We start from the raw sequence: 25168 nt of genomic DNA, 5'->3' as shown, positions 1-25168 counted from the left end.
GGGGATGGGGGAGGGCGTCGTTTAGCGGGCTCCCGGGCACGGGCGTCGGTTGGGCGGCGTGTCATTTGGCGTTGTGTTGCGCTTCTGCCGCGCTCCGAGGCGCGCCCCGACGCGAACTGGATGTGACACGACCTTCGGGCGCGGCACGGACCCCGCGACACGACCTTCGGGCGCGGCACGGGGCCCGACACGACCTTCGGGCGCGGCACGGGGCCCGCGACATGACCTTCGGACGCGGCATAATTCTGCCGCAAAGAAAACTGCAAAGCTCCGTGGGGGCGGCCGAGAACCCACCCGTGACCCCGCCGCGATGCATCCACGAGGAGCAGACCGTCTTCATCACGTGCCGTGCCGTAGGCCGGAGCTTTCGCTTCGTGCCGACAGAAAAGGTCACGCAGACGCTCCTGTTCGTCCTCGCGTACACCTCCACGAAATTCGACGTCTCCATCCACGAGGTCGTGTACATGAGCAACCACTTCCACGTGTTGATGACGGCGCACACCAAGTGCATCCCCGACTTCATGGAACACCTCAACTCCTTGGCGTCGCGCGCGCTGAACGCCCTCCGGGGGATCTCAGGGACGAACATCGAGAAGGGCTACGGCCTCGTCGAGCCTCAAGACCCCAAAAAAGTGCTCGAACACGCGGTCTATACCCTCACGAACCCGTGTTCCAGCGATCTGGTGCTCAAGGCGCGGCACTGGAAAGGTGTGACGACAGTTGGGATGCGGTATGGCGATGAGCTCGTTGTGCGTAAACCAGAGTACGGGATCTGGGGGCAGAAGAAAAAATCATCGAAGAAGAGCGCGAAGAAGCGGAAGCGCCGGGACGCACGAACGCCCTCGAAACGTGACCGCAGCAAGATTCCCAAGACCGCAACGCTTCGACTCGTGCGGCCGAAAGTCCGGCCCGAGTTGAGCGACGACGAGCTGCGCGACCTCGTGCTCGAGCGGGTCACCGCCCGGGAGAACGACCTCGAGCGCGTTCGGCAGCGAGCGGGGAAGAAGATCCTCAAGATGCGGGTCGTCCGGGCGCAGCACTGGGCTGCGATGCCGGGAGCGGAGGACCTGTTCGGCGTACGGCCGACCGTGTCCTCGACGGACAAGTGGAAACGCATCGCAGCGCTTCAGCGCAAGAAGGTGTTCGAGGAAGCGCATGCGGAAGCGAGGCAACGTTGGCTCGGGGGAGAGCGAGACGTTGTGTTTCCTTTTGGTACTTGGTTGATGTGCCGTCGATATGCGGCGCAGTGCGCCGCCAGCCTCTGTTGTTGAGTGGTGGTAGCGGTAGAGTTGGGCGGGCATGGCGACCCGTCCGTTGGTGCTGGTTGGACGAGGGGAGTGGGGCGAGGGGGGGGCAATTCCTCGACGAATTCGGTGGTAGGCGAGGGTTGCCTCGATCGACTGGGCCGCCGGTCTGCCGCAAAAGTCGGCGTTGCCCGTCAAGCGCTCTTGGCGCGCCTGCATGACCTTCGGGCGGGGCATCCCCGCTTCTCAGCGCCCTTGGCGCGCCTGCATGACCTTCGGGCGGGGCATCCCCCCGCCTCCGCTGCATGACCTTCGGGCGGGGCATCCGCCGCCGTCAGGGCATCGCCCCACCGGCGATCCACTCCCGCACCAGCGCCACCGCCTCATCACTCAGCAACACCGGCGCATTACGAGGCATATGACTCGCCCCATACCCATCCCCAGTCATCGGCTCACACCGAGCCATGACCTGATACAACCACGACCCCCCAGGCTCCCCCGGCTCCACCAACGCCATCCCCGGATTCCCCACAACCTCATGATCCAACAATTCCCCCAGCAAATTAGGAGCCTGCAAATTCAACCCCGCAGCCTGCCCCGCCGTCCCATGACAGGAGCTAAACGTACAAGAAGCCTCAAACACCACCGCCGCCACATTGTCCAGCGTAGGCGCCATCTCCGGCGCCACCGAATCATCATGGTCCACGCACTCCGGAACCGGCGGCACCCCTTCATCCCCGCTCTCGGGCACACGAAACGGCCCCTCCCGCTCCGCCTGCGTAGGCAAGGTCTGCTCGATACTCTTCGGAATACCAAAGAAGTCACAGCTCCCCTCATACTCCAAGACCCCGTCACTCTCCCCCACGGCCACCGTCCCCCCATTGACCGTAATGTCCATCAGGATGTCGCTCTCCGCCAGCCCCAGCATCACGCACATCTCTTGATCGCCGATCCCCCACCCAACGTTGACGTCGCGCCAGTTGTCAAACCCGCAGGTGAAGCGCAGCCCGTCGATCCCGCTCAAGTCGAGCGGCGGATCAAAGGTCTTCCCGTTCGCCTCCCCGTTGAACCCATCGAGCGAGTGCGCGCTCATCCCATCGAGCGCGCCCCCAGACAAGGTCAGATCAAAAAAGTCGCCAAGGTAGTGATAATGCGGCAGCGTGTAGTGCAGCTTCATGTTGAAGGGCACGCCCGCCACGGCCTCATAGTCGGCCGCAAAGTTGTCACACACCCCAGTAAAGCGGCTGCGCGCGTTCGCTGGGATGTCGAGGTCGTAGTAGGTCAAGCGAAAGGGCGAGAGCACGATCTCGACGTCGCGCGGGTGGATCAGCTCGAGGCTCATGAACAGGTCGGTCGTGATCTCGGCGGGCCCAACGTTGAGCATGTGGGCGCTACCAATGACCTTGTAGCCCGGCGGGATCTTGATCACCGCCCCCGCCCCGGTGCGCTGCTCCTCGACAAAAGACTGCGTCGACTGGGCGAAGACCACGGTCCCGACCGACGCGCCGCCGATCTCCGTGAAGTTGCGATCGGCACAATCAAAGTACCCGTCCTCACCCGCGAACAGGTTGTCGGGCACCACAAACCAGTTCGAGTGGTGAAAATACCCGAGGTTGCTGAGGGTCACGGCCTGGGCGTAGATCGCGTCCTCGTTGTCCAGGGTCCACTGCACGCAGGGCAGGGCCTCCTCGTAGGGCGCGAGCGTGTACTCGCCGAAGCGATGGGTCACGACCGCGGTCTCGAGCTCCTCGCCCCCGGTCTCGCCCCCGGTCTCGGTGTCGGAGTCGGTCGGATCTTCGTCTCCGCTCGTGCCGCTGTCGGTCGCGGCGAGGGTCTCGCCCTCACCGGGGTCGTCGGCGCAGCCGAGCAGCGCGAGGCCAGCAGTCAATGCGATTGACGAAGATGTTCGAGTCATGGCAGCGCTCCGAGCAGAGCTTGTCATGGCCACGCTAGAGCCAGCAACGCCTACATCTGGCCGCCAAAGATCCCCAGCGCGCGCAGCAACCACGCGGCATCGGGGGTCTCGAGCACAGCCGGGTCACCGGGGCGCCCGACCTCGGTCAGCAGCCCCCGATCGCGCGCCATCGCCGACAGGGCGCCGTCGATCGTCCCCGACAGCCGGGCGGCGATCAGCATGCAGGCCCGATGCAGGACCCGCTCGAGCTTCGATGGCGCGCTGCGCCAGTGGTCGAGCTCCCGCGCGAGGGCGCGGCGCAGATCAACGTCGAGCTTCGAGGCCGTCAGCCCTCGCGCGGCCAGGGTATCGATGAGGCCCCGGGCCACGTCGGTCGTCGGCTCGTGGCGAGGCCGGACCAGGCTGGTCAGCGCGTCGAGGATGTCGGGCAGCCCGATCGGGTCATCGTCGAACACGATCGCCACGCCGGTCGCGAGCGCGGCCGCGGCGTAGGCGAGGCGATAGGTCCGCTCGGCCTCGGGCACGTCGACGAGCTTCTCGTTGACGATGATCGTCGGCTTGGAGTTGTTGCGCAGACCAATGCCCGCGGGGACGTTCTGCTCGGCCACGGCGATCGCTAGATCGACGCCCAGGGCCGTGCGCCACGGGTTGACGATGCGATCGGCGTGGCGGACCGCGAGGCGCTCCTTGGGCGTTCGCGGCGGTCGCGAGTTGCCGAGCTGCCCGCGGACGCCGGCGAGCGGCTCACGCAGCTGCTGCAGCACCTCGCGCAGGGCCCCGCGCCACTCGAGCGGGACCCAGCTGTCCTCCTGGGTCGGCGACTTGGGCAGCTCGGTTCGGGGCAGGCGGGTGGTCAGGACCGGGACCGGCCCGGACGGGGCCATGAACGCGGCGATCTGATAGAGGTGACGCGCGAGCTCCATGCGCCGGAAGGCCTCGTTGAGCCGGGCGAGGCCGAGGGCGAGGCCGGCCTGCAGCGGCTGGCCGGCGGCCCAGGCCCCGAGCTCGTCGAGGAGCTCCTCGGTCCCACCACACAGCGCGGCCGCGGCCGCGAGCAGGGCGTCGAGGCGCGGGAGCGGGCCCTCGGTCGCGATGATCTCGAGCATCCGGGCGCAGACCGGCCACAAGATCCGCTGACGGACCGGGCGCGGGTGGCGGTCGGCGATCGAGCGGGCGAGGGTCCGCTTGCCGCGGGCGAAGGCCTCGGTCAGGGCCGCGTAGATCAGCGCCTCGTGCTCGTCGCCGGCCATCGCCCGCAGCTCGATCGCGAGCTCGAGCACGCGCTCCCAGTCGCCCTGGTGAAACGCGAGCGGCATGAGCACGGCGCGGGCCTCGGTGCTCTCGCTCGAGACCGCGCGCGCGCGCTCGAGCAGGCGCCGGGCGGCGGCGAGGGACTCGCGCCCGTCGGCGCCGTGATCGAGGTGGACCTGGGCGGCGCGGGTCAGCCAGTGGGCCTGCTCGCGGGTCTCGATCGTCAAATTGGCGAGCTGCTCGAGCGCGCGGGCCAGCGCGGGCCAGTCCTCGGCCTGCTCGAGCAGCTCGGCGTAGAGCTTGGTCAGGGGCTGATCCGAGGCCTTGTCGAGCAGCGCGGTCCGACAGGTCGCGCGCGCGTCTTGGAGGTTGCCGACGGCCCGCTGCGCCCGGGCGAGCTCGAGGGCCACGTCGGCGGCGCGGTCGGGCCAGTGGCGGCGGCTGAGCTCGAGCCGCTCCTCGAGCAGGGGGATCCGATCGTGAGTCCGGCCGGCGTTGTCGAGCAGGCCGTCGAGCAAGCTGAGGGCCTGGAGGCGGAGCTCGACCGAGGCCTCGCCGGCGAGCAGCTGACGCAGGACGGCCTGGGCCTGCTCGCGTCGCTCGAGCCGCAGCGCGGCCTCGGCCAGGCGCAGGGTCAGCAGCGGCGGGCGCTGGCGCGGGGCGAGCTGCGAGAGCTCGTCGCAGATCGTGACGTCGACCTCGTGCTCGTCGGAGGCCCCGGCGATCTCGCCGAGGAGGTCGGTCGCGGGCGCGTGGGTCGGGGCCCGATCGAGGGCCCGGCGGACGATCGCAACGGCGAGCCTGGGATCGCGCAGGCCCGACCAGGCGAAGCGCGCGGCCGAGGTCAGGAGCCCCGCGGCCTCGCTCGCGTCGGCGGTCCGACCGGCGAGATCCTCGTAGAGGCGCACGACCTTGGCGTAGTCGCCGGACTCGGCGAACACGTCGCGCAGGGCCTCGAGCGCGGCGTCCTTGGCCGGCCCGGCCGCGCCGTCGACGAGCGCGTGGGCGAGCTCGAGCTGGCGGCGGGTGGTCTCTTCGAAGTCGGCGCGGTCCTCGAGCGCCCGGGCCGTCTCGCGCAGGCGCGAGAACAGGGCGAGGCGCTCGATCGGATCGTCGCAGGCGTCGAGCTTGACGTTGAGCGACTTGCGACGCTTGCGAAGATCAAACTCGCCCTGATCGATCTGGACGATCTGCGCGAGCGTGCGCTCGACGAGCTTGCGCAGCTCCTCGCTCAAATTGGGCAGCTCGGTCGCGGCTCGGGCCGCGGCCTCGGCCGGCTCGAGGGTGTCGTTGCGCAGGTGGAGCTCGCTCGCAACCGTCAGCAGGCGCGCGCGCCCGTCGTCGTCGAAGACCTCGCCGAGCTCGGGCCGCCCGGTCGCGCGCGCGAACTGCTCGAGCCGCGCGGCGACCTCGCCGGGCTCGGGGAGCCGGGCCGCGAGCGCGCTGGCCCGCTTGGCCACGACGAGGTCGCTCGGGGCCTGCTGGAGCGCGGCGCCGAGGTTGCGGACCGAGCTCTGCGCGTCGCTGAGTCGATCGAGGTAGGTCTCGGCCAGATCGAGGTGGGTCAGGGCCCGGCGCGGGCCCGGGGGCAGCTCGCGGATCGCGAGGAAGTGCATGTGCGCGACGATCGACCACTCGCTGCGGGCGCTGGCGAGCTCGAGCAGGGTCTGGCGGGCCTGAGCGTGCATGGCGTCGGCGCCGACGGCCTCGAGCAGCAGCGCGCGGGCCTTCTCGCCGGCCTCGGACATCGGGTCGTCGCGAAACTCGCCGGCGAGCAGCATCGCCTGGCGATAGCCGACCTCGGCCCGAAGCATGCTCGACAGCGGCAAGCCGGCGAGGCGCTCGAGGACCATGGCCTCGTCGAGCTTGCGGTCGAGGCGATCGTAGAGCCGGGCGAGCTCGAGCAGCGCGCGCTGGGACTCGGGCGCGCGCTCGAGCGCGCGCTTGAGCACGGCCTCGGCCTCGTCGCCGCGCTCGAGCTCGATCAGCGCGCGCGCGGCCGCGGCGGCGTCGTCGGCCGCCCGCTCGTCGGGGATGTCGGGGCTCTGGGCGGCCCGGGTCAGCGGCTCGATCGCGTCCTCGAGCCGGCCCTGGCGCGAGAGCAGCCGGCCGAGGCCCTCGAGCGAGCCGGCCAGCTCGGCGTCGATCGACAGCGCCTCACGGTAGCGACGCTCGGCCTCGGCCTCGTGATCGTCGTGGGGCGAGAGCAGATCCGCGAGCAAGGTCAAGAGCGCCGGCTTGTAGTCCTCGCGCAGATCGGGGAGGCGCATGAGCAGGCGGTTGCGGACGTTGACGACCGAGTCGGTGCCGCCGAGCAGGACCCGGGCCCGGGCGCCGGCGGCGGGGTTGTCGATCGGGTTGGCGAGGTAGGCGTCGAGGAAGAAGCGCGCGGCCTCGTGGGGCCGCCGCAGCGGGCCCTCGAGCAGCTCGCCGATGCGGTAGTCGGCCTCGGACTTGCGGTCCCAGTCGCCGAGCTGCGCGAGCTTGCGCGAGCGCACGGTCAAGATCCGAACCAGGTCGTCGTAGCGCTGCTGACCGCGGTACCAGCGGGCCAAGGTCGCGAGGCCGTCGTCGGGCAGCGCGTCGAGCTGCTCGAGGCGGACGTAGACCGCGGCCGAGCGCTGGCCGTCGTCAACGTGGTCGCGCAGGGCCCGGGCGAGGCGCTTGATCAGGGTGAGGCGGGGGTTCGCGGCCAGCGGCGCGCTCGGGAAGCGCTCGCGGGGGTCCGCGTCGCCCTCGAGCTCGGCGCGCAGCTCGTGCTCGAGGTGGGCGATGAGCTCGGAGAAGCGGCCCTGCTGCTCGAGGCAGGCGACGATCTGAAGGTGGAGGCGGTCGGCGAGGCGCGACCAGGCGTGGCGAGCCTGATCGAGGCTCACGCGCTCGTCGAGCGGCGCCATCTCGGCGCGCGGCTCGTCGTCGGCGCGGGTCTCGGCGTCGGGTCGCATGTAGCGATCGATGAGCGCCTGGGCGTCGTCGCCGTCGTCGTCATCGTCGCCGTCGTCGCCGCCATCGTCGTCGTCGTCGAGGTCATCGTCGAGGTCGCGATCGGGGCTGATCGCGTGGGTGAAGACCGTGAGCTCGGCGCGGAGCTGCGCGTGTCCGTCGAGCTGGGTCGCGAGGCGATCGATGCCGAGGCTGTCGAGGTTCTCGAGCGCGAGGCGCAGGGCCTTCTCGGCCCGCGAGGGCTCGTCGAGGCGCTCGCCGAGGATCAGCGCGATGCGCTCGAGGGTCATGACCCGCTCGAGGCCCTGGCGGCGCGGGTACTCGCGCTCGAGCAGGTTGACCAGCGGCTGCCAGCGCTGACGCTGCTCGTAGAGATCGGCGAGGGTCGTGACCGCGGCGTGGCGGCCGGGGGCCTCCTCGGTCACGGCCTCGAGATCGGCGATCGCCTCCTCGAGCCGCCCGAGCGGATCGATGAGCAGGCGCGCGCGCTCCTCGAGGGCCTCGACGCGGGCGCTGCCGGCGGTGCGGTTGGCGATCGCGGCCAGCATGCGCGCGCGGTGCTCGGGGTCGTCGGCGAGCTGCTCGAGCTCGCGGAGGCGGTCGCGGGTCCGGGCGTCGTCGGGCGCCCGGGTCAGGATCTTGCGCAGGAGCTTCTCGGCCAGGGCGTGGCCACCGGTCGCGAGGGCCGCGTCGGCGGCTCGGTGGCCGAGGGCCGCGAACGCGACCGCGCCCATCGGGACGTGCTCGAGCACCCGCGAGCTCAGCTCGATCGCGCGATCGAGCTGGGGCTGGGCGTAGTAGTGGTCGAGCAGCGGCAGCATCAGATCGGGATCTTCGGGCGCGTGGTCGAGGGCGCGCTCGAGGTGGCCGATCGCCGCGTCGGGATCACCGAGGATGTCGGCGCACAGGTGCGCGAGGTGCTTGAGGTCGGCGACCTGGCGGTTGGGGTCGTCGTCGCGGGCGACCCGGTACTCGAGCAGCTCGAGCGCGCGGGTCCAGTGGTTGTTCTCCTCGAGCGCGCCGAGCAGGACCAAAAATTCGGTGTTGTGGCTGAGCTCGAGCCGCGCGCGGCGGCTGAGCAGCGCGGCCCCCTCGCGCCGATCGAAGAGCTTGGCGAAGCCGACCCACAACAGCGCGCGCTCGCGGGCGTCGGGCTGGAGGCGCTCGGCGAGCTCGTTGACGGCCGCGTCGGCGCGGGCGAGCCGGGCCTCGGGCTCGAGCCTGGCGAGCTCGGCCTCGAGCGGCCCGAGGATCAGCGCGTGGAGCTCGGCGCTCTCGGGGTGGCGGGTCAGCGAGAGATCGCGGAGGTCCTCGACCCGGCGGGCGAGGTCGGTCGCCCCGAGCTCGACGGCGCGGTGGCCGAGGTCGAGGAGCATGGCGAGGAGCCCGGGATCATCGCGCTCGAGCGCGAGCTTCTCGATCGCCGGCCAGTGCTCGGACACGGCCGCGGGCGGCGGCTGACCGGGCTCGTGCTCGGCGAGGAGCTGCTCGAGGGCGCCGAGGGGGATGTCGAAGTAGCTGGGCGTGGCGCTGCGAGCCAGCTCCAAGGTCGCGTCACGCAGGCGCGTGGCCACGGCCGGCTCGGCCCGCGCGGCGAGCATGACGAGGCGGCGGCCGGTGTCGTCGTGATCCTGATCGAGCATCCGCAGGAGGCGCTCGACGAGCACGGCGGTGTCCTCGTCCGAGGCGCTCGCGAGCAGCTCCTCGTCGATCTCGCTCAGCTCGTCCTCGACCCGACCGAGCTTGCGGATCGCCCACTCGCGCAGATCGAGCAGCTCGGGCGAGCTCGCGCGCTCGGGCGACATGTGCTCGAGCTGGGTCAGGAGGCGGGGCGCGTCTTCGAGCTCGACGGCCGTGAACGCGAGCTCGGTCGCGAGGCGATCGCGGGTCTCGCTGGCGTGCCCGTCGCTCGAGAGCGCAGCGATCGCGGCGTCGAGGGCGTCGGCGTAGCGGGCCTGCGCGCCGGTCGCGAGGCACAGATCCTTGAACGCAGACAGGAGCAGCGGCTGGTCGGGGTCGGCGAGCAGCGCGGTCTCGACCAGGCTCAAGCCCTCGTCGACGCGGCCGAGGCCGAGCGCGAGCAAGCTGGCCTCGGTCCGGAGGTCGCCGGGCGCGAGCTCGCTGCCGTGAGCGGCGCGGAGCTCGGCGCGGGCCCTGGCCTCGCGCTCGCGGGCGATCGTCAGGGCCTCGCGCTGCTGGGGCGAGTAGCGCTGCTGTTCGCTGACGCCGTCGGTCCCGATCAGCTCGCCGGAGTCCGTCGCGACCACGGCGAGCCACGATCGCGTGATCTCGCGGTGGAGGGCGGAGCCCGGCGCGACGTCGCCGGCGGCGCGCTCGAAGCTGGCCACGGCGGCGGCGAGGGACTCGGGCTCGGGGCCGGCGTCGGTTCCGCGGCGGGTGGCCAGCTGCGCCCGGGCCCGGGCGGCGTCGAGCTCGAGCTGCGCGCGCTCGTCGCTGCGCTGGGGCTGATCGATCAGGGCCTCGATCGCGGCGACGAGCAGCTCGGGATCGTCGCTCGCGACGGCGAGCTCGCGCTGGAGCTCGAGCGCGTCGTGATCGCCGGGGCGCGTGGTCAGGGCGCGGTCGAGGAGCGCGCGGGCCTCGTCGAATTCGGCGTTGGCGAGCGCGGCGCGGGTCAGGCCGAGGGCCGGGACGAAGAAGCGATCGTCCTCGTTCGCTAGCAGCTCGCCCGCGCGGCGCCACAGCTCGGTCGCAGGCTCGACTCGACCGTCGCGGGCGTGGGCGGCCCCGAGCTCGAGCATCGCGTCGACGTCGTCGGGCACGAACTCGAGCAGCTCGGTCCACAGCGGGAGGAGCGAGGGATCGAGCGCGCCGTCTGGCCTCGCGCGGCGCAGATCGATCAGCTTGCGCAGGGCCTCGGCGCCGCGCTCGCGGGCCTGGGCTCGCATGCTCGCGTTGGCGTGCTGACTGGCGAGGGCGATGCGGGTCTGCTCGATGCGGGCGCGCAGCAGGGCCTCGAGCCGCTCGTCCTCGCCGAAGGTCTCGAGCGCGCGCTCGAGCCGGGCGGCGAGCTCGTCGCTCGGGCGCAGGGCGTGGGCGTCGGTGAGGGCCTCGATCTTGCGCCGCTCGTCGCCGTGGGCGGCGATCCGCAGGAGCCACGCGACGCGGCGCTCGGGCTGCTCGCGCGACTCGGCGGCGACGGTCGCGGCGAGCTCGGTCGCGGCCTCGGACTCGCCGAGCTTGACGAGGACCTCGAAGCGGAGCTCGGCGATCTCGATCCGGCGGGGATCCTCGCCGCCGCTCGACGCGAACGCGCGGCCGAAGAGCTCGGCCGCCCGGGCCCGCGAGCCGACGCTGACGAGCAGCTCGGCGCAGCGGCGCGCGAGCGCGACCTCGTCGAGGCGCTGGTTCCAGGCCCGCTGATCGACGCCGAGGTGCTCGGCGATCACGTTCATGAGGCCGTCGAGCTGCGGGCGGTTGACGAGGGGCAAGAGCTGCTCGAGGGCGGCGTCGGGGCGCCCGGCGCGAGCGAGCATCTCGCCCAGGCGGTACTGGAGGACGTCGCGCAGCCAGCCGTCGCCCGCGACCTCGAGCGCGTCGGCGAAGGACTCGGCCGCGGCCTGAAAGTCGAGGGCGTTGGCCCGGCGCACGCCGAGCTCGATGCGGGCGCGCCGACGCGTGACCTCGTCGCCCGCGGCGCCGGCCTCGTCGGCGAGCTCGGCGAGGGTGTCGAGCTCGAGGTCGTGGTGACGCTCGTCGGCCCACAGCAGCAGATCGACGACGTCGGCCCAGCACGCCCGCTCGCGCAGGAGCGAGAGCAGGGCGGCGTAGGTCTCGGGCGCGTCGACCTGGGCCTCGACCCGCTCGCGCAGGGCCGAGGCCACGCGCGCCGGGAGGTCTGGGGCGTGGGCGCCGACGAGCTCGACCTCGACGAGGGTCATGGCGCTCGACCACAGCTCGGCCAGCGCGGCACCGGCGAGGTCGAGGTCGCGCGCGAGGGCGTCGAGGCTCGTAAACAGGCGGTCGAGGATCGCGTCGACCTGCTCGGGGGTCCTCGGGTCGAGGGCGGGGTCGGGCCGGGTGGACGGCTCGGCGTCGCTCGAGTCGCTGGCGTCGCGGGGCTCGGCGACGAGGCCGAGGGCGGCGAGCTTGGCCCGACGAAGCAGCTGCGCGTGGAGGTCGGGGTCGCCGGGCGCGATCCGGGCCGCGGCCGCGGACAGGCGGTCGGCCCGGTTGCCGTAGGCCACGCCGCCGTCGCGCTCGGCCGAGATTGCGATCTGAAGCAGCTCGATGATCGCCGCGAGCTCGCGGGCGTCGAGGGCCAGGGTCTCGACGCCCGGCCACCAGGCCGCGACGGCCTTGACCGCGTCGCGCTCGAGGGTCGCGCGCAGGGCCGCGAGCGCGACGCCGAGGCGCTCGGGCGCGTACTCGCGAGCGACGCGCAGGGCCGTGCGCGCGAGGGATCGGGCGAGCTCCGGCTCGGTGTCGTCGCGCTCGGCGAGGGCCAGCAGCCGCGTCGCGCAGGGCTCGCCCGCGTCGCCGAGCAGACGCAGCATTCGCGTGACCAGGGCCTGGAGGCGCTCGGGCGCGCTGCCAGGGGCGAGGGCCAGGACCCGCTGATCGAGGCGCGCGAGCTCGTCCTCGACGCCGCCGAGCCCGCGCACGGCCCAGTCGCGCAGCTCCAGCAGCTCGGGTCGCTCGGAGACCTCGCCCGGGAGTGACTCGAGCGCGCCGAGGCAGGCCCGGGGGTCGTCGATCGCCCGGGCCGCGCGGGCGAGCTTCTCACCGAGGCGCACGCGGGTGAGCTCGTCGTCGGGCGCGACCCCGGCGAGGAGCTCGGCGAGGGAGCGGACGAAGCGAGGCTGCTCGCCCGCGATCGCGCACAGCTCCTCGAAGGCCGCGAGCAGGTCGGCGTCTTCGGGGTGGTGGCGCAAGCCGGTGAGGAGCAGATCGATCGCTGGACCGCGCCGCTCGAGCCGGTCCGCGAGCAGCTCGGCCTCGGCCGAGTAGGCGCGCGCGGGCAGCCGCTCGCCGAGCGCGAGGCGCAGCTGGGCTCGGGCCTCGGCCTCGATCTCGGCCTGGAGCTTGACCTCGTCCTCGCGCAGGAGCACGCGGCTGGCGTCGCGGGTCGCGAGGCGAAGCCACTGGCGCGCGGTCTCGATGTGATCTTCGGAGCCGGGCTCGCTGACCGCCGCGGCCGCGCGGATCTCCGCGAGCGCGGCGTCGCGCCGATCGAGCCGCTCGTAGGCCCGGGCGCGCTCGCGCAGCAGCGCCGCGCGGCTGCGGGCGGTCGCCGGGTCCGCAGCCTCCGGGCTTGGCCCGGGCGCGGCCCCGTTGGCGTCGGAGGCCGAGCCGAGGCCGGCGAGCAAGGTCGCGCTGGTCGACAACACCAGCTCGGGCAGGTCGAGGCCGCGGCCAACCTCCAGGAGCTGCTCGAGGCTCTGGCGATCGCCGGGCTCGATCGTCAGCGATCGCTCGAGCCAGGCGCGGGCCTGGTCGAGCTCACCGGTGTCGATCGCGTGGCGTGCGAGCGCGCGGGCTGGGGCGAGGAAGCGGCGATCGTCAACCGGGAGACGCCCGGCCAGCGCGCGCCAGTGGACGGCGGCGGCCTCGCGATCGCCCTCGACGATGCGCAAAGACGCGAGCTCGAGGCGCGCCTCGAGGCGGTCCGGGGCCAGGCGCAGGAGCTGCTCGAGCAGCTCGGCTCGATCTCGGATCGCCTCGCGGGCGTCGGCGCTGGGCTCAGGGGGCGTGGCGAGGGGGAGGGTCGCGTCGTCGAGCTCGGGCGCGTCGAGCAGCGCGAGCAGGCGCTCGAGCTGGGCGACGGTCCGGGCTCGGTCGCCGCTGCGCAGCCCGGTCGCAATTCGTTGGCGCAGGAGCTGCTCGAGCTCGTCGTCGCGCTCGAGCGTCCTGAGGCTGCTCTCGTAGAGGTCGGCGAGGCGTCCGTCGTCGGGGTCGAGCTCGTGGGCGCGGGCGTAGAGGCGCGCGCGCTCGGTCTCGTCGTCGGCCAGTCGGGCGGCGCGCTCGAGCCAGGGCAGGGGGGCGAGCTTCGCAGCCCGGGCGGGGTCGTCGGATGCCGACGCGCTCGCGCGCTCGGCCTCGATCAGCTCGGCGACCTCGCGCGCGAGGGTCGAGGCCTGCGCGCTCCACTTGGTGGTTGCGTCCGAGTCCTCATCGAGGGCCGAGAGCAGCTCGAACAGGTGCTCGGCGACGGCGACGCGGGTGCGGAGCTTGGTCAGCGAGTCGTAGGCCAGGCGCAGGAGCTCGGCGGCCTGCTCGCGCTCGCCGATGTCGAGGGCCAGGAGCCCGCAGCGGCGGGCGAGCGGCCCGAGCTCGACCCGGGCGCGGCGGTGGAGATCGCCTTGGACCAGCGGTACGAGCTGGGCGAACGCGGCCTGGTTGTCGCCGCTGCGCTCGAGCGCGCGGCCGTAGTGGTACTGCGTGGCCGGGTCGTCAGGTTCGAGCTCGAGCGCGGCGCCGAGCTGGACGCAGGCGCGCTCGAACGCGCTCGCGGCCAGACCGCCGCCCTCGCGCTCCTCGGCCAAGACCCGCTCGAACAGCGCGAGGCCGGCCTGTCGCCGGGCCGCGGCCTCGGCCGCGAAGTCCTGACCGGCGCCGGCGTCCTCGGCCAGCTCCAGCCACTGGTCGGCGTCGGCGTCGACGGCGGCGAGCAGGGCGAGGAGCTCGGTGAAGGCTCCGAGCTTGCGCAGGGCCTCGCGCAGGGGGGCGTAGATCGCCGACTCGACGGCGTGGTAGCCCGCGAGGTCACGCAGGAATTTGCGCCGAGGCGTGCGCGGAGACTGGCCGACGCCGGTCGTGAGGTACACGCCCGAGTCGCCGCTGCCGAGATCGCCGGGATCGTCGGACAGGGTCGCCGCGAGCCCGAGGTAGAGGCGCGCGCGCCCGCGCGGGTCCATGTGGTGGGTGTCGGCGAGACGCTCGACTCGCTCGAGCGCGGCGCCCGGATCGCCGCCGCTGCGCTCGCGCGAGAGCGCGTGGAGAGGTCCGTGATCGGGGAAGTCGACGGTCGCGCGATCGAGGAGCATCTCGCCGAGCTCGGAGAAGCCCGGCAGCGCCGACGCGGCCGCGCGGTCGGCCACGGCGATCAGCTCGATGATCAGCTCGAGGGCTCGGCGATCGCGGCCGGCGTGGGCCAGGGCGGCGGCGGCGAGCTGCTGCCAGCTGCGGCGGACCGCGCCGATTCGCCGCCGAGCGGACTCCTCGTCGGGGTCGAGCTCGACGAGCAGCTGCGGATCGCTGACGAGCTCGAGCAGGGGGCTGAGCGCTCGGACGCCGAGCGCCACGCGCTCGGGCGCGTGCTCGTGGATGAGCTCGAGCGCGGCGCCGAGCAACCACACGCGGGTGGGCGGGGTCGGCCCGGCCTCGCGGGGCTCCTCGCCCGCGAGCTCGATCAGGCGCGTGGCGCAGCCCGCCGCGTCGTGCTCGAGCGCCCGGCGGAGGCGATCGAGGACGACCTGGTCAGCCTCCGGGTCGTGGCCGGCCGCGGCCAGGAGCGCGTCGAGCTCGCCGAGCTCGTCTTCGATTCGATCGAGCTTGCGCAGCGCCCACACCCGCAGATCGAGGAGCTCGGGCGCGGCCGCGGCCTGGCCCGAGAGTCGATCGAGGGCGTCGAGGGTCGTGCGCGCGGCCCCGGCGTTGCGACCCGCGAGCGCGAGCTCGCGCGCGAGCTGGTCGCGGGCCGGGCCCGGGCCGAGGGTGTCGACCACGTGGCGCAAGCTCCGGAGCCCGCGCTCGCCTATCGCCTCCGGGGCTCGGGGCTCGGGGTCGTCGGAGACGGAGGCGGCGCTCGGGTCGAGCTCACGCAGGCGCGCGCGCAGGTCCGCGGCCGTCGGCTCGGCGATCAGCAGGCGCTCGAGCAGCTCGGCGGCGCCGTCCCACTCGCCGAGGCCGATGAGCAGATCGAGCTCGCGCAGGGCGAGGTCACGATCGAGCTCGGCCCCGAGCGCGCGGCGAAGCTCGGTTCGGGCCGCGAGCTCGCGGCGCTGGGCGGCGAGGGGATCGTCGTCGTCGAACTCGGACTCGGCGAGCAGCGTCAGCCAGCGCTGGACGAGCTCGCGGTGGAGCTCGCTGCGCTCGTCGACGAGGCTGACGGCGCGCTCGATCGCCTCGATCGCGGCCGCTGGCGCGTCGAGCAGGGCCTGGGCCCGGGCGACGTCGCCCTCGAGCTCGGCTTGGCGGTGGCGGGCGAGGTCTTGGGAGTCTTTGACGGCCGAGGCCCCGAGCGCGGCGGGGGTGTCGGGGCTGGCCCCGGGGTCTTGGACACGATCACGATGGCGACCGCTCGCGCCGCGCTCGAGCAAGGCCGTGGCCGCGTGGAGGACCCGCGCGGGATCGTCGAGGGCGCAGGCGAGCTCGTGGCGGCGCTCGAGGGTGGCGAGGTCGTCGGGCTGGAGGGCCAGCGCGCGCTCGAGCAGGGCGTAGGCTCGGCCGTGCTCACCGGTGGACGCGCGGTGATCGGCGAGGTGGAGGGCGACCTCGAACAGGCGCGGGTCGTCGTCGGCGAGCTGGGGCTCGGCGCGGGTCCACAGCGCGAGGGCCTCGGCGCTGCGCCCCCGTCGGTGGTGCTCGGCCGCGACCGTCATCAGCGCCTCGACGTGGTCGGGCTCGAGGGCCAAGAGTTCCTCGGACAGCGCGATGACCTCGGCCACGCGCCGGGGGTCGACGCGAATCATCGAGCGCTCGCTGTCCTCGACGGTCTCGCCGAGCCCCTGCTCGGGCCCCTCGCCGAGCCCGAGCTGGCCGCCGAGGTTGGCCTGGAGCAGGCCGATCAGGGCCTCGATCGCCCCGGTCCACGCCTCGCGCAGCGCCGGGCTCAGGTCGCCGCCCTCGCCAGCGCCAGCGTCATCGTCATCGTCGGCGATGGCCATGTACCGCGCGATCCGTTCACGCAGGAGGCTCTCGAGCGCGTCGTGGTGACCGAGCGCGCGCAGCTCGGCCTCGAGCTCGTCCATCAGGGCCTCGTCTTCGGGCGCGAGCTCGCGGGCGCGGGTCAGGAGCTCGACCTTGCGCGGACCCACGGCGAGCTTCGCGGCGCGTCGGAGCCAGCGCACGCTCGACTGCCGATCTTGCAGCTCCGAGGCGCGCGCGCTGGCCAGGGCGACCGCGGCCTCGTGCTCACCCGACTCGAGCTGCGCGGCGAACAGCGCCTCGGTCGCGTACTCGCGCCAGTCGTCGCCCGCGCGGGTGTGGGCGACGGTCAGGAGCTCGACCGCGCGCTCGTGCTCGCCGAGCTCGCTGGCCAGCTCGCCGCAGCGCAGCGCGAGCTCGCCGAGCTCGACCCCGGCCGCGGACCACTGCTCGCGCTCCCACAGGACCACGAGGCAGTCGAAGGCCTCGCGGTTGTCGCCGAGGCGGGCGAGGGCGAGCCCGAGGCGCCAGCGCAGCAGCCCATGGTCGGGCTCGGGCTCGAGCTCGAGCGCCCGACGCAGCTCGGCCAGCGCCCGCCGGGCGAGGGGCTCGTCGATGTCCGCGCGGCTCGTCGGCGGCGCGGTCAAGAGCCCGTCGCCGGCGACCTCGGCCGGGGGCGAAGCGAGGGGGGCCTGGCTCCGGCTCGAGCCCTGGCGATCTGAGAAGAGCCCGGCGGCGTGTCCGAGCAGCTCGCCCGCGCGCTCGCGGGCGCGGACCTCACTGCGCAGGTCGGCGTCGACGGCGGCCGCGTCGGCGAGGGCGAGCCAGGCCTCGGGGTCGGCGCCAGGCGGGCGCTCGAGCTCGGCCGCCTTCGACAGCAAGACCAGCAGCTCGGGCCAGCGCCGCCGGGCCTCGAGCTTGGCCATCAGCGCGAAGAAGCGCTCGCGCTCGTCGATGTGGGCCAGGGCTCGCTCGCGCAGCATCGCGGCCGCGGCGTCGACGTCGAGCTCGGTCACGACGAGCGAGGCGAGGGCGTCGAGCATGGTCGCGCCGACCTCGGCGTCGAGCCCCTGGCGCGCGACGAGATCCTCGAGCCACGCGGCCGCGAGCGCGACGATCGTGGCCCGGCCCTGCTCACCCTCGCGGAGCAAGACCTCGCCGGAGCTGCGCGCCCAGACCCCCCGCATCAAGCGAGGGTCGTCGGGGTGATCGGGCAGCTGCTCGGCCAACAAGGTGTCGGCCCGCTCGCCGAGCGTGGGGTGGTTGGTCGTCGTCGCGAGCTCGACGAGGTTGGCGAGGGGCCGCAGCCCGGCGCCGGCGTCCACGCCCTCGAGCACGGCGAGCTCGACCAGCGGCCAGCGCTCGACCACGCGCTCGGGGTTGGCGTGGCGCGCGAGGCTGCGCAGGGCCGAGATCCCGAGCTCCAGCAGCTCTCGCTCCCCACGGGCCTCGTCGTCGCGCAGCGGCGGCTCGAGCAGCCCGACCGCCGCGTCGGCGAGCGCGGCCGCGACCTCGCGCTCGGCCTGCTCGGCGAGCTCGAGCAGCCGCGCCGCGGTGCGCTGGAGCTCGCCGTCGTGGAGCGCGAGCAGGCGCTCTACGAGGGCCGCGCGCCGCTCGGGCGGGAGCCCGCCGCTCGCGAGGCGCGACTCGACGCTGCCGATCTCTTCCTGGACCCGCCCGAGCTTGCGGATCGCCCACTCGCGCAGGGCTGCGAGCTCGCCTCGCTCGACGCGGACGGCGTCGAGCTGATCGAGGGCGAACGCGACGCTGGTCGGATCGTCGAGGCGCTCGCCGAGCTCGACGAGCTGCTCGGCCGCGCGCGTGCGCGCTGGACCGGGCTCGAGCTCCTTGATCAGGCTGCGCAGGATCCTCTGTCCGCGCTGACCGAGCTCGAGCTCGTCCTCGCGCTCGGCGAGCAGGCGCCCGAAGGCCGCGAGCAGCTGGGGGTCGGCGTCGCGTCGGCTCAGGGCCCACTCGAGCCGCTCGAGCGCGGCGAGGGGGCGGTCGAGCTGACGGTCGAGGAGCTCGATCTCGGCCCTGAGCTCCTCGATCTCGAGGTCGTCGCCGATCGTCTCGCGCAGGACCGCGCGGGCCTGGGCCTGCTGGTCGAGATCGTCGAGCGCCACGGCCAGCGCCAGCCACCTGCGCGCGGCCGAGCTGCGATCTTGCTGGCGCTCGCGGCCGGGCACGAGCCGCTCGGCGGCGGCGTAGTGGGCGATGGCCGCGGCCGCCGCCTCGGCGTTGGCGTCGCGTTCGAACAGCTTGGCCAGGGCCGAGGCGCGCTCGAGCTCGAGCTCGGCGCGTTCGAGGTCGGCGAGGCGCGCGTCGTCGTCGGCGTCGTCGTCGAGGGTCAGGCGGGCGGCGAGGGCCTCGGCCGCGAGGGCGGGGTCGTCGAGCTCATCGGCGATCGCGCTCAGCAGCGTGAGGGGCTCGGGCAGCGCGGGCTCGAGCGCGCGCGCGCGCATGGCCAGGGCCTTGGCCTGGTCGGGCTCGCCGGTGTCGAGGGCGTCGCGGGCGAGCTCGAGGGCGGGGCCGTAGAAGCGGCGGTCGTCGGGCGCGAGGCGCTCGCCGACGACGGCCCACAGCTGGCGGGCCTCGGCCAGCTCACCGGCCTCGGCGCGGAGCCGGCCGAGGGTCAGCATCGCCGCCGTGTGTTGGGGACGCAGGACCAGGAGATCGCCGAGGAGCTCGGCGAGCTCGCGCTCGTGGCCCGGGACCCGGTGGGTCTCGAGCGAGGCGATCAGCCGCTCGAGCAGGCCCGCGCGGACGTCGGGGTCAACGTTGCGATCGATCTGCCGACGCAGGTGGAGCTCCAGCGCGAGGTGGTCGCCGAGCTCGCGCAAGACCTGCTCGAGGCCCTCGGCGAGCTCGCGATCGTCGGGGCGCAGCTCGACGGCGGCCTCGAGCAGGCTGACGCGCGTGCGCGGGAGCGGCCGGGGCGTGGTGTCGGACGTGGCCTCGGCGAGCTGCTGCGAGAGCTCGCCGAGCTCCTCGACCCCGGCCTCGTCGAGGACCCGGGCGGCGCGGGCCAACCATGCGCCGAGCCGCTCGGCGGCGGCCCGCTCGGCGGTCGCGGGATCGCTGGCCTCGGACCACAGCGCCGCGGCCTGGTCCAGGGCCACGCTCAACGCCCGCTCGTCCTCGCCGAGCTCGCGCAGGACCGCGAAGGACTGCTCGGCGATGGCCTCGCGCAGCTCCTCGGTGACCCGCTCGGGCTCGACCCGGCTCAGCTCGCGCTCGCACTCGGTCAGCAGCTCCGAGGCCGCCTGGGGTTGGTCGAGCTCGCGCAAGAGCGCGGTCAGGCGCAGGGTCAGGCGCGCGCGCTCGTCGGGGGGCGCCTCACGGTCGCCGCGCAGGACATCGTCGAGCAGCGGGACCGCGGCGTCGATCCGTCCGCTGCCCTCGTAGGCGCTCGCGAGGGCCCGGCGCAGATCGAGGCGCTCGGGCGCGAGCTCGAGCGCGCGCTCGAGCTGTCCGGCGGCGTTGTCGGGGTCGCCCTGGTCGAGCAGCGAGCAGCCGAGGCGCGCGCGGGCGTGGAGCTCGGTCGCGCGCTCGCGCTCGCGGGTTGCGACCTCGGCGAGGCGCGCGAGGCCCTCGTAGTCACGATCGTCGAGGAGCTGCTCGATCTGCGCGAGGACCTTTTGAGGTTGGTCGAGCTCGTCGATCGCCGCCCACAGGTCGGCGAGGCGCTCGTCGACGCGCAGGGCCTGGGCCGCGCGCTCGACCAGGGCCTCGCCGCGGCGTTGGCCGCGGGCGTGGGTGATCAACAGGTCGAGGATCCGCGGGCGATCGGTTGGCGGCGAGAGGTCGAGCGCGAGCTCGAGCACGTCGAGGACCCAGCGCTGGGCGAGGTCGTCGTCGGCCACGGCCTCGGCGAGCTCGGGGATCCGCGCGAGCGCCGGCCGGAGGCTGTCCCAGGCGTCGTCGATCTGACCGGCGCGGCGCAGGAGCCGGGCGCGATCGAGGACCAGGAGGTCGCGGTCGTCGAGGGTGACCTCGCCCTGATCATCGAGCTCGAGCAAGCGGGCGAGGAATTCTGCGGCCGCCCGGGCGTCGCCGAGCTTGCGCTCGAGCACGGCCGCGCGGCGCAGGAGCACGGCGTTGTCGGGCTCGTGCTCGAGCGCGAGGGCGAGCTCGCGGCGGGCGAGCTCGAGGTGCTCGCGGTCGTCGAGCTCCGCGGCCACGGCGATCAGGCGCTTGCGCAGGCTCGCGCGCTCGTCGGCCGCGGCCGCGGCCAGGCGCACGCGCAGGAGCTCGGCCGCGGTCGCGCGCGCGTCGGTTCGCAGGGCCAGCTCGATCGCACGATCGACGAGGTGCAGATCCTCGGGGTCGTCGACGATCGCGGCCTCGAGCAGCGCGAGGGCCTGGATGTCACCGCGGCGGTCATCGCCGTGCTCGGCGCCGTAGCGGGCAAAGCTCTCGGCCACGCGCGCGCGCAGATCGGCCCGGCGCCGGGGGTTGGGGGTCGCCGCGAGCGCCTCGTCGAGCGCCTCGATCACGTGGGGGACCGTGGCCAGCGAGCGGCCCTCGCGGGCGACCTCGGCGACCCGTGCCCGGGCGAGCACGACCAGGGCCTCGGGCAGGATCGCCTCGAGGCCCGCGAGGGTCTCGGCGCCTTCGAAGGCCGCGCCGCGGCTGGGGCCTCCGCGGCGGGGCTCGGCTCGGCGATCGCGGCCGAGCTCGGTCGTCCTCGCGCTGAAGTCTCGGGCCGGAGCCCCGACAGCCTCGCTGCGCTCGGGCCCCGGGTCCAAGGACAGGACCTGCTCACGCAAGCGCTGGCTGAGAGGCCCGACGAGGGCGAGGGCGCTGCGCGGATCGTCGAGGTGGTCGATCAACAAGCTCGCGACCGCGAGCTCGAGCCGAGCCTGGGCCAGCGGCGGGTGGGGCTGGCGACACTCGGCCGCGAGCAGCCGGGCCAGGTCCTGGGCGCGACCCTCGGCCGCGAGCAAGCTCGTGACCAGGCGCCGGGGCTCGGCCGCGCTCGGTTGGAGATCCAGCCATTCGCGCACGGCCGCGAGGCACAGGTCGCGATCGAGGAAGCGCGAGAGCGCGACCCGCCAGCGGACCAGGGCGAGGTGGGCGGCGGGGAACTCGTGGAGCTCGCGGCTCAGCGCGGCCAGCCGCTCGAGCGCCGGGCCGATCTCGCCGCCTTTCACGCGGCTGGCCCGGAGCAGGTCGCGGGCCTGGTCGAGCCCGCGGCCGATCGCCTCGTCGAGCAGCCCCGGCTCGCCGTCGACCGGGGCCACGGCCTGGGCCGCCGCCTCGCTGGCCGGCGGCTCCGCGCTCGGGGTGCTCGCGCCCTCGCCGAGCTCGCCCTCTTCGCCAGCTTCGGCCTCGGTCAAGGGCCCGCGCAGCTCGATCGTGACGCCGCGGCGGCTCAGCGCGAGGGACTCGATCGCGCAGCCCTCGAGGTTGGGGGCCTTCCAGCCGACGCTGGCGAAGGGGCGGGTCATGGCCACGCGCGCGGCGTCGATGGTCAGCGCTCCGCCCTCGCCGACCCCGACACCGGTCCGCACGCCACCATGGACCCCGGCCGCGAGCCGCCGCGCGATCGCTCGCCACAGCCTCCGGGCCGACGCGTCGCGACCTTCGCGGTCGATCGACGCGTCCTCGCCCGAGTACGGCGCCTGGCGCGAGAAGCTGCGCCCGTCGTGGAGGCGCTCCGGCAGCTGCCCGACCAGCCACAGCCGACACGGGCGCAGGACCAGGAGGCGGTGGACCGGCTCGATGTCGAACGCGACCAGCAGCCAGGCCTGACCGCCCTCGGAGGTCTCGCCGCCGAGCATCAGGCACGGCCGGGGCAGCTCGGCCTCGGGCAGCTCGCGGCGCAGCTCGAGCTCGACCTCGTCGACGCGCACGCCGAGCAGCTCCTGCCCGATCAGGCGCTCGCGCAGCCACGGGCGCAGGGCCCGATCTTCGACGGTGAGCGTGGCCCCGACCAAGCGCGCGCGATGCTTGCGAAACTTGGTCGCGGTCAGCGGCCCCCGCAGCGGGAAGCGGACGCCAGGGAGCACCGCCTCGTACTCGCGCAGGCGCACGCCCGGCGCGAGGCTCCGACGGTTGAGCGCGAGCAGGGCGCGGCGTTCGCGAAACAGCAACGAAAACCCGAGCACGTTGCCGACGCCGGGGCCGGCGCCCGCGTTGGAGCCGCCGCCGTCCGTGTGCTCGGGGCGTTCGTCCGGCTCGGTCGCGGGCGGGTCGTCGCTGGTCATGTGAGGGGCTCGCGAGGCTCGCCTCGCGCCGCGCGACCAGGCGGTCTCCAGTGCGGCGAGCTCGGCTGCGCGGGGCGTGATTTGGAGCGCAGAGTATAGCGACAAGCCGCGTCCCCCTCGACCGGCGCTCGAGCCTTTCGTGTGTGGGACTGGACGGGTGAACCGTGCGAGCCTGATCTGCGCCTGGGAGACCGCGCACGGCCCGGCGCGCTAGCACCCCGGGCTGCTAGTCTCCGCCGATGCGCTTGGGCGTCTACACGTTCACGGGGTCCGCCGGGGCGCGGGTCGACGTCGGCAGCTTCCCCGAACACGAGGACTGACCCCGGTGGCCCCGCGTCCGACGCTCTACGAGGCGGTCCTCGGCGAGGGCTTCGCGGCGCTGCCCGCGACGCTGCGTCACTTTCATGGCCGGCCCGCGGGCGGCGAGGCGAGGGGCACGGTCCGGGTCTCGCGGGGCCGCGGCCTGCTCGCGCGCCTCGCCGCGTGGCTGATGCGTGCGCCCGCGCCCGGCGAGGGCGTGGCGGTCGTGCTCGCGGTCGCGGTCGAGCGCGACCGCGAGGTCTGGATGCGGTCCTTCGCCGGTCAACCGATGGTCACGCGTCAGTGGCGGGTCGGCCCCGATCTGGTCGAGGCCGTCGGGCCCTCGCGCCTCCACTTCGAGCTCCACGCCGACGCCGAGGGCATGGTGTTCGAGCAGCGCCGCTGTACGCTGCTGGGGCTCCCCGTGCCGCGGGTGCTGGCGCCGCGGGTCTGCGCTCGCGCCCTGGTCGGCGCGTCGACACCCGCTGACGCCTGGGAGCTGCACGTGAGCGTCGCGCTCCCGCTTGTCGGCGTCGTGGTCGAGTACTCCGGTACGATGATCGCCGAACCGCCAGACGATTTGGACCATTTAGACTACTTGGACCATTTGGACCACTTGGACCATTGAGATGAACATGTCTGCACGACAGCCCACGCTATTCAGCAAGACCGCGCGCAAGTGGACGCTGTGGGTTCACGTGCTCTCGTCGAGTCTGTGGCTGGGCTCGGCTCTGGCGATGATGATCTTGACATTCGCCAAAGGCCGGTCGCCGACCAACGCGGCCGAGCTCCATGCATTTTGTCTGTGCGTCAAGTTGATCGACGACTTCGTGATCATCGCCAGCTGCGGGGTGTCTGCGCTGTCGGGCATCCTCTTGTCGTGGAAGACGCCGTGGGGCTTCTTTCGCTACTGGTGGGTCGCCGTCAAGCTGTGCATCACGGTGGCGCTGCTGTGCGTCGGCGCCGGGCTGCTCGGTCCGTGGATCAACGAGACCGAGGCGCTCGCCCGCACCCACGGCTGGGCTGCGCGCGAGCTGCCGCGCTACCAGACCGTCGAGCGCGAGGTGACCGTCCTCGGCAGCGTCCAGCTGGTCATCCTCGGTTTTGTGCTCTATGCGTCGATCTTCAAGCCCTGGGGGAAGACCTCGTCCCCGGGCTGCTAGCAGCCTGCGAGGCTCGCTCAGTCACCCACGCCGAGTTCGCGCGCGCGCTGCCGGGCCCAGCTTTGGGTCATCGCGTAAAATTCCGCGTCGGCTTTGATGTCGGCCGGCGTGTAGCCCGAGTGTCGGTCGAGGGGGCGCTGGCCGATGCGCGCGCGGACGAGGTTGACGAGGCTCAGGTGGGCGGCGACCGCGTCCCACGCCGAGCGGGCGTCGGCGCCGCCGTGACCGAGCAGACAGATGCGGTCAGCGTGCTCGCGGCGGACCTTCAACACCCCCTCCTTGTCAGTCAGGCTCACGACATGCCCACGGTTTTGCAACACCCGACGCTCGACACCCGCGCACTCGACCAAGTCGTCGGGTCGTAGATTGGCGAACTCCTCAGCGGTCATGCATGAGGTGTGGTTCGATTTGTGATGCGCCACAAACTATCGACGTTTTACGCGTTCCAAGCCAGCTCGCGCCCAATTGGAGGGGTTGCCGCGCTCGCCCGCGTGGCAAGCGTCCGGCGATTGTGGTGATTCATGTATGACACCGTCGCCCACGTAGGTGTCGTGCCGACGCTTCAACGTAAAAAACCGCGGACGATCGCGCGCCGTCGAGTGGTCCGAGCGCGGGGCGGCGGTCGGCGCGGGATCAGGTGCTCAGGCGGCCGCGGGCAGCCCGGCCATCTGCGCGAGGTGTCGACCGAAGCGTCGCATGACCCACAGGTGGGCCCGGGCCTGGGTCAGGATGTAGATCGGCCACGGCAAGCGCGGGGCGAAGTCGTGGATCGCCGCGAGCAGGGTCTCACCGCCGGCGACGACCCGAAATTCGAGCCGCGGGCGCGCGCTGGCCTCGATGTCGGCCAGACTTCCGCCGGTCACGTAGAGCAGCTGGCGGTCGGGGCTCGAGCGCGCGGGCGCGAGGGTCAGCTCGAGCAAGGGGGCGGCGAGGGGCCAAGCGTAAATGCAGCTGCGCTCGCCCGCGGTCTCGACCCGCAAGATCGGACCCAGCGCCTGGGGCAGCCAGCGCATGTACTCGCGCGCGACCCAGGCGGCGTCGCGCCCGGGCGGCAGGACCAGGCGCTGGACCGAGCGCACGAAGTCGCTGCGCCGCGTGCTCGACCGGACGGGCTCCTGGGCTCGAGTGGTTGCGAGCGCCGTGTTGGCGGCGGGCTTCGCGGGCCCGAGCGCGGCCGTGGGGGGCGGGCCTAGCAGCCCGGGGTGCAATGCCTCGCGCCGCCTCGCTTGGCCTTTTCGCCGAGGGCTTTGTCGCCAAAACTTGCAGTACGCCCGGTACAGCGGCGTTTTGGCTTCGCGCCCTCGGCGAAAA

General features: G+C 73.4%; 7 protein-coding genes. 3 read left to right on the top strand and 4 right to left on the bottom strand.

Translation table 11 applies throughout. The features are described from left to right. Positions 1-221: 221 nt before the first annotated feature. Complete coding sequence (locus ENSA5_RS28175) at positions 222-1271, top strand: transposase (RefSeq protein WP_106394811.1); 1050 nt, start codon at positions 222-224, stop codon at positions 1269-1271. 307 nt (positions 1272-1578) lie between these two features. Here ENSA5_RS28175 and ENSA5_RS28170 read toward each other — a convergent pair whose 3' ends face one another. Both ENSA5_RS28170 and ENSA5_RS28165 read right to left on the bottom strand, forming a co-directional pair. Further along, positions 1579-3132, bottom strand: a complete 1554-nt coding sequence (locus ENSA5_RS28170; protein ID WP_106394810.1) for a hypothetical protein — start codon at positions 3130-3132, stop codon at positions 1579-1581. A 77-nt stretch (positions 3133-3209) separates the two neighbouring features. Then, positions 3210-22394, bottom strand: coding sequence for a tetratricopeptide repeat protein (locus ENSA5_RS28165; protein WP_106394809.1), 19185 nt, complete (start codon positions 22392-22394; stop codon positions 3210-3212). Between the two features lie 325 nt (positions 22395-22719). Between ENSA5_RS28165 and ENSA5_RS28160 the strand changes: the two genes are divergently transcribed. Together ENSA5_RS28160 and ENSA5_RS28155 are read left to right on the top strand one after the other, a co-directional pair. Next, positions 22720-23322, top strand: coding sequence for a DUF4166 domain-containing protein (locus ENSA5_RS28160; RefSeq protein WP_181198232.1), 603 nt, complete (start codon positions 22720-22722; stop codon positions 23320-23322). A 7-nt stretch (positions 23323-23329) separates the two neighbouring features. Beyond that, a complete protein-coding gene (locus ENSA5_RS28155) occupies positions 23330-23857 on the top strand; it encodes a DUF2269 family protein (protein WP_181198231.1) in 528 nt (175 codons plus the stop codon). 17 nt (positions 23858-23874) lie between these two features. On the opposite strand, the gene ENSA5_RS28150 is transcribed toward ENSA5_RS28155, so the two are convergent. Further along, on the bottom strand, positions 23875-24246 hold the full coding sequence (locus ENSA5_RS28150) for a hypothetical protein (RefSeq protein ID WP_106394806.1): 372 nt from the start codon (positions 24244-24246) through the stop codon (positions 23875-23877). A 252-nt stretch (positions 24247-24498) separates the two neighbouring features. Further along, positions 24499-25065: a hypothetical protein gene (locus ENSA5_RS28145; protein WP_106394805.1), complete on the bottom strand. Its 567-nt coding sequence runs from the start codon at positions 25063-25065 to the stop codon at positions 24499-24501. Between the last annotated feature and the right edge of the window lie 103 nt (positions 25066-25168).

Source organism: Enhygromyxa salina (genome assembly GCF_002994615.1).
Lineage (GTDB): Bacteria > Myxococcota_A > Polyangia > Nannocystales > Nannocystaceae > Plesiocystis > Plesiocystis salina_A.
This window is presented reverse-complemented; position numbering and strand designations above follow the sequence as displayed.

What these genes read in the sequence shown, in the direction of transcription:
- ENSA5_RS28165 (WP_106394809.1), bottom strand. Translation starts at nt 22,394, where the DNA reads ATGACCAGCGACGACCCGCCCGCGACCGAGCCGGACGAACGCCCCGAG.
- ENSA5_RS28150 (WP_106394806.1), bottom strand. Translation starts at nt 24,246, where the DNA reads ATGACCGCTGAGGAGTTCGCCAATCTACGACCCGACGACTTGGTCGAG.
- ENSA5_RS28155 (WP_181198231.1), top strand. Translation starts at nt 23,330, where the DNA reads ATGTCTGCACGACAGCCCACGCTATTCAGCAAGACCGCGCGCAAGTGG.
- ENSA5_RS28175 (WP_106394811.1), top strand. Translation starts at nt 222, where the DNA reads ATGACCTTCGGACGCGGCATAATTCTGCCGCAAAGAAAACTGCAAAGC.